This is a genomic window from Swaminathania salitolerans (assembly GCF_007988945.1).
Classification (GTDB): Bacteria; Pseudomonadota; Alphaproteobacteria; order Acetobacterales; family Acetobacteraceae; genus Swaminathania; species Swaminathania salitolerans.
Genome location: NZ_BJVC01000003.1, coordinates 293,853 through 305,941, shown reverse-complemented (window position 1 = coordinate 305,941; position 12,089 = coordinate 293,853). Strand labels below are relative to the sequence as shown.

General features: G+C 63.6%; 11 protein-coding genes. 7 read left to right on the top strand and 4 right to left on the bottom strand.

Annotated elements, in window-relative coordinates:
- The first annotated feature begins 64 nt into the window (after nucleotides 1–64).
- The 4 genes from mtnA to SSA02_RS08555 all read left to right on the top strand — a co-directional run bounded on the left by mtnA (nucleotide 65) and on the right by SSA02_RS08555 (nucleotide 4,306).
- Nucleotides 65–1,168 carry an S-methyl-5-thioribose-1-phosphate isomerase gene (mtnA, locus tag SSA02_RS08570; RefSeq protein ID WP_147093640.1) on the top strand — a complete coding sequence of 368 codons (1,104 nt, stop codon included), beginning with the start codon at nucleotides 65–67 and terminating at the stop codon, nucleotides 1,166–1,168.
- Nucleotides 1,169–1,433: 265 nt separating this feature from the next.
- The gene (locus SSA02_RS08565) at nucleotides 1,434–2,297 is read left to right on the top strand and encodes a DUF2272 domain-containing protein (protein WP_246103772.1); all 864 of its coding nucleotides are present in this window, start codon (nucleotides 1,434–1,436) and stop codon (nucleotides 2,295–2,297) included.
- Nucleotides 2,298–2,456: 159 nt separating this feature from the next.
- Nucleotides 2,457–3,845 (top strand): adenosylmethionine--8-amino-7-oxononanoate transaminase, encoded by a 1,389-nt coding sequence (locus SSA02_RS08560; protein WP_246103749.1) that lies wholly within the window; start codon nucleotides 2,457–2,459, stop codon nucleotides 3,843–3,845.
- On the top strand, nucleotides 3,842–4,306 hold the full coding sequence (locus SSA02_RS08555) for a nuclear transport factor 2 family protein (protein ID WP_147093638.1): 465 nt from the start codon (nucleotides 3,842–3,844) through the stop codon (nucleotides 4,304–4,306). Before SSA02_RS08560 ends, SSA02_RS08555 begins: the two co-directional genes overlap by 4 nt.
- Nucleotides 4,307–4,409: 103 nt before the next feature.
- Here the strand turns inward: SSA02_RS08555 and sodC are convergent, their stop codons facing one another.
- The 3 genes from sodC to SSA02_RS08540 form a co-directional block, all read right to left on the bottom strand.
- Nucleotides 4,410–4,949, bottom strand: a complete 540-nt coding sequence (gene sodC / locus SSA02_RS08550; protein WP_147093637.1) for a superoxide dismutase[Cu-Zn] — start codon at nucleotides 4,947–4,949, stop codon at nucleotides 4,410–4,412.
- 391 nt (nucleotides 4,950–5,340) lie between these two features.
- Nucleotides 5,341–5,808: a hypothetical protein gene (locus tag SSA02_RS08545; RefSeq protein ID WP_147093636.1), complete on the bottom strand. Its 468-nt coding sequence runs from the start codon at nucleotides 5,806–5,808 to the stop codon at nucleotides 5,341–5,343.
- Between the two features lie 218 nt (nucleotides 5,809–6,026).
- Entirely contained in the window at nucleotides 6,027–7,019 is a 993-nt protein-coding gene (locus SSA02_RS08540; protein ID WP_147093635.1) for an aldo/keto reductase, read from the bottom strand.
- 238 nt (nucleotides 7,020–7,257) lie between these two features.
- Here SSA02_RS08540 and SSA02_RS08535 point away from each other — a divergent pair, with 238 nt between their 5' ends.
- The 3 genes from SSA02_RS08535 to SSA02_RS08525 are packed head-to-tail and all read left to right on the top strand — an operon-like array spanning nucleotide 7,258 to nucleotide 10,651.
- Nucleotides 7,258–8,628, top strand: a complete 1,371-nt coding sequence (locus tag SSA02_RS08535; RefSeq protein ID WP_147093634.1) for an O-antigen ligase family protein — start codon at nucleotides 7,258–7,260, stop codon at nucleotides 8,626–8,628.
- 17 nt (nucleotides 8,629–8,645) lie between these two features.
- Nucleotides 8,646–9,608, top strand: coding sequence for a CobW family GTP-binding protein (locus tag SSA02_RS08530; protein ID WP_147093633.1), 963 nt, complete (start codon nucleotides 8,646–8,648; stop codon nucleotides 9,606–9,608).
- Nucleotides 9,605–10,651, top strand: coding sequence for a WD40 repeat domain-containing protein (locus SSA02_RS08525; protein WP_371859202.1), 1,047 nt, complete (start codon nucleotides 9,605–9,607; stop codon nucleotides 10,649–10,651). Before SSA02_RS08530 ends, SSA02_RS08525 begins: the two co-directional genes overlap by 4 nt.
- A 94-nt stretch (nucleotides 10,652–10,745) precedes the next feature.
- On the opposite strand, the gene SSA02_RS08520 is transcribed toward SSA02_RS08525, so the two are convergent.
- Nucleotides 10,746–12,068 (bottom strand): glycosyltransferase family 4 protein, encoded by a 1,323-nt coding sequence (locus tag SSA02_RS08520; RefSeq protein ID WP_147093632.1) that lies wholly within the window; start codon nucleotides 12,066–12,068, stop codon nucleotides 10,746–10,748.
- Nucleotides 12,069–12,089 lie beyond the last annotated feature (21 nt).

Here is a 12,089-nt window from a genome sequence, read left to right as displayed (position 1 = left end):
AGTCCGGGATGCGGATTTGCCACATGATAGCCAGTTTCTTGACGCTCGGAAGACGGATCCTCACGTGAAAATCAATGGTACGCCCTATCGCAGCGTCTGGCGCGACGCTCAGGACCCGAATCTGGTCCATATATTCGACCAGACGAAGCTGCCCTGGACCCTCGATATCCTGGGCCTGAGGGACGAGGCGCAGGTAGCGCACGCCATTCGTACCATGCAGGTGCGCGGCGCGCCGCTGATCGGCGCCGTAGCCGCCTATGGTCTGGCCTTCGCGCTCCGGAAGGATGCCAGCGATCCGGGACTGACGGAGTCCGCCGCCATGCTGGTGGAGACGCGCCCGACCGCAATCAATCTGCGCTGGGCCATCGAGCGCATGGTCGCGCATCTGCGCCCGCTCGCGCCGGAGATGCGGGTCGAGGCCGCCTATCGCGAGGCGGATGCGATCTGCGATGAGGACGTGCAGGTCAATGAATCGATCGGCCGCCACGGTCTCGCCCTGTTGCGCGAACTCTGGGAGAAGCGGCGTCCCGGGCAGGAGCGTCTGAATATCCTGACCCATTGCAATGCCGGATGGATTGCCACGGTGGATTGGGGCACGGCGCTCGCGCCGATCTATATGGCGCACGATTCCGGATTGCCCGTGCATGTCTGGGTGGACGAGACGCGCCCGCGCAACCAGGGCGCCCTGCTGACCGCGTGGGAGCTGGGCGCGCATGGCGTGCCGCATACGCTTGTCGCCGATAATGCGGGCGGGCATCTCATGCAGCATGGCGATGTCGATCTCGTGATCGTGGGAACCGACCGGGTGACGCGCCAGGGCGATGTCGCCAACAAGATCGGCACCTATCTCAAGGCACTCGCCGCGCAGGATAACGATGTTCCCTTCTGGGTGGCGCTTCCCTCCTCGACCATCGACTGGCGCGTGACCGACGGGGTGCAGGAAATCCCGATCGAGGAGCGGGCGGGTGACGAGGTCACCCATGTGCACGGTCTCGACGATCAGGGACAGGCGACGCGTCTGAGGGTGACGCCCCACGCGACCCAGGCGGCGAATCCGGCTTTCGACGTTACGCCCGCACGCCTCGTTTCGGGGCTGATTACCGAGCGCGGGTGCTGTGCGGCCAATGCCGGATCGCTCTCGGCGCTTTTTCCCGATCTGGCGGACTGACCGCCCCCTTTCAGGCGTTTCACGAAGTCCGGCCCGGGTCGTGCGGGCCTGACCGTGCGGGCAGGAACATTTCAGCCTCTTGACCGGAGGCCCGCTCTCGTTCCTATCTCGTTACCATAAAACCGGCGCTGTTCGGCGCCCGTTACGACGCGCAAGGGAGAAAGACCACGTCATGGGCGCCGAACCGTACTCACCAATATCGAACCCTGTGAGCCGAATCGGGCGCATGACCGCCGCGCCGCTTGCGGCCTTCGGGGCAGCGGCGATGCTCGCCGGTTGCACGCCGGCTCCGGTATCCGGGCAGGCTCCCGCCCGTACGCCAGTGGCGCAATATGCCAACGGCGCGACCGGCCCCTACGGTTATGACAGTCATGTTCCCGATTTTGCGACACGCAATTTCGTGCCCTTCAACCGTCAGGATGTCGTGGCCATCGCCATGCGGGAATGGCGCATGTTCGGCAGCCCGGTCAGCGACGACGACCCGGAGGACAGGCCGGAAGCGAGCACGCCAGCCCTCAAGCCGGAACGTTTCCCCGGGCTGTGGCAACGGGTGGGAGAATACTGGTGGATCGGTCAGGACCCCTACGAAACCGAAATCGCCTGGAGCGGGAAATACAACGCGGAAGGCAGGCTGTTCCGCCCGGAGAATGACGGGCATTACGCATGGTCGGCCGCCTTCATTTCCTATGTGATGCGTGTGGCTGGTGCGAACAGCCGTTTTCCGTACTCGCCCAACCATTCCACCTATATCAATGCCGCTGCGTCGGGTCAGTCTTCCGGCCTGCGGGCGCGCGATCCGAAAAGCTATCATCCCCGTATCGGCGATCTGCTCTGCGTCGGGCGCGGCAGAAGCCGCAGCGTGACATTCGCGATGCTGCCGACCTCTTACGGGTTTCCCTCCCATTGCGGGATCGTCGTGGCCACGAACCAGAATGCAGCGCCTTTCGGCCATGAGCTGAGCATCATCGGCGGCAATGTGGACGATTCCGTTTCGCTCACCCATGTGCCGACCGATGCCTCGGGCGCGCTCGCCACGCCCGAGGGGCAGTTCTACGATACGCGTTATCCCTGGTGCGCCGTGCTCGAGGTTCTCTACGATGCCGATCGCGAACCCGATAGCGGACAATAGGTTCGGCCCGGTCATGGCCTTCTCGTTTCAGGAAGCGGTCGCACAGGGGCGCGGTGCGAAGAATACCGGTGAGGGCCTCGTCGTGACGTTCGGTCGGGCATGAGCGGGATGCAGGACGATCCGCCTGCACAGGGTTTCTCACCTGCGCAGGATCTTTCCATGCGGGACCGTTCCGGTCGGGCCATGCGGGACCGCTCCGGTCGGGAGCCATCGACGGTATGGCTCCCCTATACCCAGATGCAGACGGCATCGCCTCCTCTGGTGGCCGCCTCGACCCGGGGGACGCGCATTTTGCTCGAGGACGGACGCGCGCTCGTCGATGGCTGTGCATCCTGGTGGACGGCCTGTCACGGCTACAATCATCCTCACATACGCCAGCGCGTGGCCGGGCAGCTCGACCGGATGCCGCACGTCATGCTGGGTGGCCTCGTCCATGCTCCGGTGCTGGAACTTTCCTCCCGGCTCGCGGCCCTGCTGCCGGGCGATCTCGATCACTGCTTCTTCACCGATAGCGGTTCCGTCGCCGTCGAGGTGGGCATCAAGATGGCCATCCAGTACTGGCTCAATCGCGGTGTGAGCGGGCGTACGCGGCTTCTCGCCTTCAGGGGCGGCTATCACGGGGACACGCTTGCGACCATGTCGGTCTGCGATCCCGAGGAGGGGATGCATCATCTCTTCGCCGGTGTCTTTCCCGAGCAGGTGATCGCAGATCTGCCGACGGACGAGGCGCGCACCGCCGCGCTCGATGCGGTTCTCTCGGCCCGGCGCAACGAGATCGCGGCAATCGTGATGGAGCCTCTGGTTCAGGGGGCCGGTGGAATGATCTTCCATATGCCGGAGGTCGTCGCGCGTGTCAGGGATCTTGCCGACAAACACGGCGTTCTGCTGATCCTCGATGAGATCTTTACCGGGTTCGGACGCACCGGAACGATGTTCGCCTGCGAGCAGGCCGGAATCGTGCCCGATATCGTCACCCTGTCCAAGGCACTCACCGGCGGCACCATGGCGCTCGCTGCGACCGTTGCCCGGCGTCACGTCTATGAGGCGTTCTTGTCCGAATCTCCGCGTCATGCGCTGATGCACGGACCCACTTTCATGGCAAATCCGCTGGCCTGCGCGGCGGCCTGCGCATCGCTGGACCTGTTCGAGACCGAGCCGAGACTGGAACAGGTCGCCGCCCTGTCGGGCTGGCTGGCAGAGGGGCTCGAACCCTGCCGCGCCATGCCGGGCGTACGCGACGTGCGCGTGCTGGGAGCGATCGGCGTCGTCGAACTCGATCGTATCGAGGATATGGCCCGCCTCAAGGCGGCTCTGGTGGCCTGCGGCGTATGGGTGCGGCCTTTCCGGACCATTCTCTACCTGACCCCGGCCCTGACCATCACGCGCGAGGATCTCGGGGTCCTGACCGGTGCGATCCGGCGCGTGATCCGTGAGGGGGCCTTTGCTGCCCGCCCCGCCCCGACGGCGATTCCGACGGCGACTCCGACGGCGCCCACGGTTGAGGCACGACCGGCAGTCGATTCAGAGACAGGAGCAACCGGAAAATGACGAGGCCGCCTCTCCCCCCGTTCACCCGCGAAACCGCCCGGCTCAAGACCCGCAGCGCGGAAGATGCGTGGAACACGCGCGACCCGCATGCCGTATCTCTTGCCTATAGTGTCGATAGTCTGTGGCGGAACCGGGACGAGCATTTTCAGGGGCGGGACCGGATCGTGGCGTTTCTCGCGCGTAAATGGGCAAGGGAGCACGAATATCGTCTGATCAAGGAGATGTTCCTGTTCGGCGACAATCGGATAGCCGTCCGTTTTGCCTATGAATGGCATGACGATGCCGGGCAATGGTTCCGTTCCCTCGGTAACGAGAACTGGGAGTTCGACAGCCAGGGCCTGATGTGCCGGCGTATGGCATCGATCAACGATATGGCCATTGCCGGGTCGGACAGGCTCTTTTTCTGGCCTCAGGGCAGACGACCGGACGATCATCCTTCCCTGAGCGCGCTCGGTCTCTGACGCGCGCACCGCTCTCTTGGGCAACAGGCGTCATCGCCCGCGGCTGCCACATCTGCAGAGGCTCTCCCCGGAGGCTTTGCGTTTTTCGTACAGCGCTGCGAGCTTATTGTCCCTTGAGCACCGCGCAGGCGATACGTCCGGCCGAACCGCCGATGGGCTGGGTGGTATAATCGTCGGGGCGCGCATGGATCACCAGAGCCGAGCCATCCGCATCCTCCAGCGCAGGACGCCCATCGGTCCCGTGCAGGGAGACGAGGGTCGAATAGAGCTCGACCGTCGCAGCGCCATTCCTGTCCACATGGAGATTCGGCAGGTCGCCGTCATCCGTCGCATGGGGTGTCATGAATCCGTGAATGACGGGGGTGACATGATGAACATGCCCCTTGGCGCTGGTAAAGCCGGGTGGGGTGCACGCACCCGTTTCGTGAAAATGCATTCCGTGCCAGCCGGGAGGCAGCCCCTCTGCCACGACGCGCACGATGACGCCGCGAGGGGCCTCGGTTACGGTCACCGTTCCATGAGGCTTGCCTTCCGGTCCGATCAGCGTTCCGTGCACGGAGTCCGCGGCTTGCGCCACGGACAGGCCGGTCACCGCGCCTGAGAGAAGAAGAAGCGTCGTCATCACGGGAAGAGCGAAGCGCATGGGGGAATCCTCGGCAGGTCTGAGAGAAGCGGAAGACAGGTAACGCGCAGGATGCGGCATGGGCGGCAGACAAGGCCCGGCATACAGGCGAGCATGCCGGGGTTGCGAGCGTCTCGCAACGGTTTCGATGCGGATTCGCATGGTTTCACGACGATGGCGAGCCGCAGGCGCGCATCGCCGGTCTGTCTTCCGGATCGGGTTCGACGGTACCGGATCAGGAAGTGCCGGATCCGGCAGTATCGGATCCGGCGCTGTTGCAGCGATCGATACGAAAAAAGCGGCCCGGGGGCCGCTTCATCCGTTGGTCGACCCGTAGCCGCCCCCTGATCTGCCAGCCTCCCGGCTGACAGCATGAGGGCCGCCAGCCTCCGGACCGCCAGCCTCGGGCCGGTCAGTTCTCGAGCTGGAAGGACAGGCCCTGTCCGCCCGCAGCGAGATGGGCGCCGCGTGTCGCGGTCGTGATCTTGATCTTCACGCCGTTGCTGTTGCTGAGAATGGCTCCGCCGATACCGCGATCGAGCGTGGCATCCCCGTTCAGGGCACCGTAACCGCCGTCGAAATCGTGCAGGTTCTTCAGGTTATAGACCTTGCCCGTCGCTTCGATCTTGGAGAAGCCGACCGCCGCAATATTGCCGCCCGTCACCTTGAAGCGATAGGTCTTGTGATCGTAGGTCAGGGTGCCTTCGCCCCAGGTATAGCCGATGCCCACATCGGCCGACTTGGCCGTGAGCGTGACTTCACCGACCGCCTTGCCAAGCGCGTCGGGGGTTTTCGTCTTGGCATGGGCTGCGGGAAGGACAGCGAGAGTCGCTGCGGCGAATGTCGAGGCGGCGAGGGCCCTGCGGGTAAATGCGCGCATTGTTCTTGTTCCTTTCAGAAAGGGAATGCATTGCACGGCGTTAACTCTCGGGCCGGGGGTTCGTTCCAAACTATTTCCAGAACGTCCCAACCGCCCCGGAGCGGTCCGTTCCGCCGCCTGATCGTCCATCCTGCGGCGTTCCGGATCCTTCACGATCGCCCCCCTCCGGAGGGCGATACCTTTTGCATTCAGTCCCCCTGCATTCAGTCCCCCTGCGTTCAGTCCCTCTGCGGGGGTGCCATGAAATCGGGCTGGATCGGATCGGGGACGTGGCGCTTGAGGATCGCATCGATCTCCTTCCGGTCGTCCTCGCCGAGACTCCAGCCGAAAGCCTCGCTGATCCCCTCGATCTGCTGCGGTTTGCGGGCTCCCCAGAGGGCGATCGTCGGCCCCTGGTCGAGCACCCAGCGTATGGCCAGAGCGAGAATGCTCCTGTTGTGACGTGCAGCGAGTTTTTTCAGATCCTCGACGGCAGCGAGATAACGGGCGAAGGCGGGGGGCTGGAATTTCGGATCGCTGCTGCGCAGATCATTTTCGGGAAAGCGGGTCTCGCTGTTCATCTTGCCTGCGAGCAGGCCGCGACAAAGGGCGCCGTACGCCAGTGCGACCGCATCGTGCTTCCTCGCAAACGGCAGGACATCGCGCTCGGCAGTAACCCGCTCGAACAGGTTGTAGGGCGGCTGGATCGTGCTGAGAGGCGCGACCGATGCGAAGGCCTCCATATCGGCGACAGAGAAATTGCTCACCCCGATGGCACGGATCTTGCCTTCCTTGCGCAGCTCCTCGAGGGCATGCGCCGTTTCCTCGACGGGCGTCTTCCCGTCCGGCCAGTGAACCTGTTCGAGATCGAGCACATCCGTCTTCAGGCGGCGCAGCGAATCCTCGACCTCCTTGCGGACGCGCTCGGGCCTGCTGTCTCGATAGACCTTCTCGTCGTCGGTCCAGGCCAGACCGAGTTTCGTCGCAAGCACGACCTTTTCGCGTTTTCCGCCTTCCAGGGCGCGGCCGATGACCTCCTCGCTATGGCCGAAACCGTAGACCGGTGCCGTGTCGATGAAGTTGATGCCTTCATCGAGAGCACGATGGATCGTCCGTATGGCATTGTCGTCATCCGGGCCGCCCCACATCCAGCCTCCGATCGCCCATGTACCGAGGGCGATGCGGCTGACGGGTCGATCGATATTCCTGATGGTCATGGTGTCGGTCGTCATGAGTATGTCCTTTCCTGCCGGAGTCCGGATCCGGGCATGTCTGGGGTATTCGCCGGTCCGGTCTCCCTTCGTTTTCCGCGATGCGAAATCCCCGGGCCATGAAATCCCCGGGCTGTGAAATCACCGGGCCATGGGATCCCCGGGCTGTGAGAGTCTTACGAATGAAACTGCGAAGCGTTGCGTCGATACGTCCTCCGCGCCTTGCACGCGTCGCGTCGAGCGGGCATCACCGTTTTCCATGACATCCAGCCAGAAACTCACCACCGTGCTCGACCGCACCGGTCAGGCGCTGACCCTTCTGCTGCCGATCTTCCTGACCCATGGGCGGCTTTTCTCCGAGATCTGCATGGACGGTCTCGCGCTGGGGCTGCTCCTGCGCTCGACTAACGGTCTGGGCTGGCACTGGAGTCACGGTCTGTGGTTTCGCATGGCGCTGCTCTGGTGGGGATGGCAGATCGTCTGTTCCCTGCCCGGCATCGGACTCGGCTCGGGTCAGGCCCTCACACAGGCATGTCTTGCCATACGGTTTCCCCTCATGGCGGCGGCGCTCGAAAGCTGGACCCTGCGCGACGAGGTGACCCGTCGCCGCATGGTCCGTGTGCTTGTGGCGTGTTGTCTCTATTTCGCGTTCCAGTTCGTCCTTCAGGCAACGACCGGTCGCAACCTGTTCGGTTATCCGCGTTTCATCGACGGGACGCTGACCGGACCTTATGCCCATCCGCGTGCGGCGGCGCCGTTCTCGCGCCTCGTCCTTCCGGTGATGATGCTCGCCTGTGCCTGGCTCGTGGCGCGCAGCACCCCGGTTTCATCCAGCCGGACCGCCGGCGGTGAAAGCACCCCGGGGCATACTGGGCATTCCGGCCGCTTCGGCCGGATCGGCGCGTTCGTGGGCATGAGTCTGCTCGCCCTTGCCGTCATCGCGCTCATGATCCTTGCCGGGCAGCGCATCCCGATGGCGCTGACCCTGCTCGGGATCGGCATCTGTGCCCTGTTCTACCGGCCGTTGCGTCCTGCGGCATGGGTCGGGTTATGCGGCCTCCCCGTTCTGGTGCTGCTTGCGCGCATGGTGTCGCCCGGCAGCTTCCATCATCTCGTGATTCTCGCCCGGTTCCAGCTTACCCATTTCTGGCAGTCCCATTACGGATTGCTCTTCACGCGCGCCGTGGTGATGGCACAGGCGCACCCCCTGACCGGTCTGGGCTACGATGCCTTTCGTCATGCCTGCGCGGACCCGCTCTACCGGCACGGCCTCTCATGGATGAGCACGGCGCCCGACGGAGGCGGTACCGTCATCTGTGTCCAGCACGCCCATAATCATCTCCTCCAGGCCGTCACCAATGCCGGTCTGCCCGGTCTCGTCCTGTTCATCGCCCTGGTGCTCGCCTGTCTGCGGGCGCTCTGGCCTGTGAAGGGCCCGCGCCATGCCTGGCGCATAGGGCTGTTCGCCGCATTCTTCGTGCAGGAATGGCCCCTCGCATCGGCCAGCGACTTCCTCAATCTTCCTCTTGGCGGATGGGCGTTCATGCTTCTGGGCGTGGGGCTTGCCGAGGCCGCCTCTGTTCGTCACACCGATGCCGTCCTATATCCTCAGGCGACGTCCATGAACTGACAGGATCCGGAGCGCCGATGTCCGAGACTAAGATACCCGTCACCGTCCTCACCGGTTTTCTCGGTGCCGGCAAGACCACATTGCTCAACCATATCCTTTCCGCCGGGCATGGGCGGAAATATGCCGTTCTCGTCAACGAGTTCGGAGAGCTCGGGGTGGATGGCGATCTGGTCGTCGATGCCGATGAGGAGGTTTTCGAGACCAATAACGGCTGCATCTGCTGCACGGTGCGCGGCGACCTCATCCGTATTCTCGGCAGTCTTCTGCGTCGGCGAAACAAATTCGACGGTATTATCGTCGAGACGACCGGCCTGGCCGATCCCGCACCGGTCGCGCAGACGTTCTTCGTCGATGACAATCTGCGCGAAAAGGCGCGTCTCGACGCCGTGGTGACGGTGGTCGATGCGTTCAACGTGTCCCGGACGCTCGATGAGAGCCACGAAGCCGTCAGCCAGATCGCCTTTGCGGATGTGATCGTCCTGAACAAGACCGATCTGCTGGACGAGGCGGCACTCGAGGCGGTCGAAGCCCGGCTGCGCGGCATCAATGCCAGCGTGAAGATCCATCGTGCCTGCCATGGCAAGATCGCTCTTGAAAACGTGCTCGACCGCGGTGGTTTCGATCTGGCGCGCGCGCTCGAGACCATGCCCGATTTTCTCGAGAACAACGAGCATACCCATGAAGAGGGCGTGACCAGCATGTCCTTCTCGGTTTCCGAGCCGCTCGACGAACAACGTTTCCAGGCCTGGATCGGCGCGCTGCTTCAGGAGCGCGGCGCGGATATCCTGCGCGCGAAGGGCATACTTCATTTTGCCGGACAGAAGGAGCGCTTCGCCTTCCAGGCTGTCCATATGATGGCCGATGGCGATTATATCGGCCCGGCCAGAGCAGAGGAGGGGCAGGAATCCCGGATCGTGTTCATCGGGCGCGACCTCAATCGCCCGCAGCTTCGTCGCGGGTTCGAAAGCTGCCGGGCATGAGCGCGGTTGCGGGAGAGATGACCGAGCTTCTCGCAACGCGCGGCGCGGAAAAGGTATTCGGTTCTGCCGTTACCGCCGCCTCCTGCGCGCGGGACGGGCAGACATTCGCACTGGGGACCGTCGATGGCGACATCGTCCTGGTTCCGGTGGCCGGGCTGAAGCATCCGGAGACCTGGACGCGTGTCGAGGCGCATGACGGGGCGGTGCTCTGCCTCGCGCCCGATACGGGGAAAGAGGGTTTCCTCACGGGAGGCGAGGACAACCGTCTGTGCCGCATCGGACCCGACGGGACGGTGACGGAACTGCACAAGGGGCGACGCTGGGTGGAGTGCGTGGCATCCACGCCGGGTCATATCGCCTTCTCGGCGGGCAAGCAGCTCGAGATCCGCGATTCTTCGGGAGAGACGACGCTCAAGACGCTGGAGCATCCCTCCACCGTCACCGGTATCGTATTCGATACCAAGGGCAAGCGGGTTGCCGCCTCCCATTACAACGGCGTTTCGGTATGGTTCGTGCAGGCCCGGGTCGATACGGTGCGTCCGCTGGAGTGGAAGGGAAGTCATACCGCCATCGCAATTCATCCCGGTGGAGAGGCGATCGTCACGGCCATGCAGGAGAACGACCTGCATGGATGGCGTCTTTCGGACGGGCATAACATGCGCATGAGCGGCTATCCCAGGCGCGTCTCTTCCCTGTCCTTCACCAGAAACGGCCGCTGGCTCGCGACTTCCGGTGCCGATGCGATCGTCCTGTGGCCGTTTTTCGGCGGCGGGCCGATGGGCAAGCCGCCCACGGAGCTGGCGCGCCTTCCCGGGGTCTTCTGTTCGGCGGTCTGCGCCCATCCGAAGAGCGATATCATCGCGGCGGGGTTCGAGGATGGATCGGTCCTTCTCGCCGAGACAGGATCGGAGCGCGTTCTCCCGATCTGCCTCGGCAAGCGGGGCAGGGTCTCCACACTCTGCTTCTCGCCCTTCGGCGGCATGATGGTCTTCGGAACGGAAGACGGATGTGTCGCCGCGATCGATCTCTCGGCCTCGGACTGACCGGCCGTCTTCTTGCCCCGTCTCTCGTTCCCGCTCCCCTCTGCGGGGAAAGGCGGCGCCCGGAGAGACCGGGGTTCGCGCTGGCGGAGAGGGGTCAGCCCCGCCTGGGAGGCGTGTCGAGAACCGCGCGATACATCTCTGACAGACGGGCCTCGTAGGTGGTCATGTCGAATTTGCGGGCCTGCGCCTCGCCCCGGCTGCGAAGCATCCGGACGTGTTCGGGATTGTTCTCGAGTTCGACGATTCCCCGGGCAATGTCGTCCGTGTCATAGGCGTCGACATACAGGCATGCCTCTCCGCCGACTTCGGGAAGCGACGCCTCACGCGAAGTGATGACGGGTGTGCCGAAAGACAGCGCCTCCAGGACCGGCAGACCGAATCCTTCCGTGAGAGAGGGAAACAGGACGGCGAAGGCATGACGTATGAGGGCCTGCAGAGCCTTGAGGGGCAGATACTGCAACTGCACGATACGTCCGCTATCGAGTCCCTTCTGCAGGAAACGCAGTTCGTTTTCCGACTTCCAGGCCATGGCCCCTACGAGAACGAGCTTTTTCTGCGAATGCGTGCTCAGGAAGGCCGAGATGATCCGGCCGATATTCTTCTTCGGTTCGAGTGAGCCGAAAAACAGGTAATAGCTCTCGCCCTCGAGGCCGAACAGGGAGGATATCTCCTCCAGGCTCTGCGCGTGCGGTCGCTCGAACGCCGTCTGGTCCGGCGTGAAGGACTGATAGGTATTGACGATCTTGCTGGCGGCGGCCGGAAAGAAGGAGAGGATTTCCGACCGGGCGAATTCCGAGACAGTACAGATCCCGTCGCTGTTCTCGACGATGCTTCTGATCAGCCGGTAATGATAGTTCTTGTTGTCGAGAGTCGTGTGCGGCATCGTCAGCGGGACGAGATCGTGCACGGTATAGATGTTTTTGCTTCCCGCCATCCGGATCGGCAGGGGATAGGTCCAGTGCATGATATCCGGCGGATTCGGGCTGGTCACGGTCAGGAAGCGCCCCGTGGTCCGGAAGAATCCGGCCGCCGCGCGAAACAGGGCAGGCACGTTCTGTATACGGTCGTATGCGGGCATTCTTCCTGCGAAATCCCGCAGATTGACGCGCCCGCTGATCGGCACGTCGACGACTTCATGTCCAAGGAAATGACGCTTGGTCGCCTTGAACCAGCGCGGGCGCAGCAGTTTGGGGAGACGGGGCGCCTTTTCCTCTCCGAGCTCGTCCGCGAAAATGACCTCGCGCAGATCGCTGGGCGTATGATGGTGGATGTTCATCCCGTAGAGAACATCGATTTCATAGCCGAGATCCCGGAGTGCGAAGCTCAGCGTGCGGGCATAGGAAGCAACGCCCGTCCCCCGGCTCAGGGAGAGATTGAAGCCGTCTATGCCGACGCGCAATGTCGTGGATGAACTCATCGAAACGTCTTTACTCGCGAA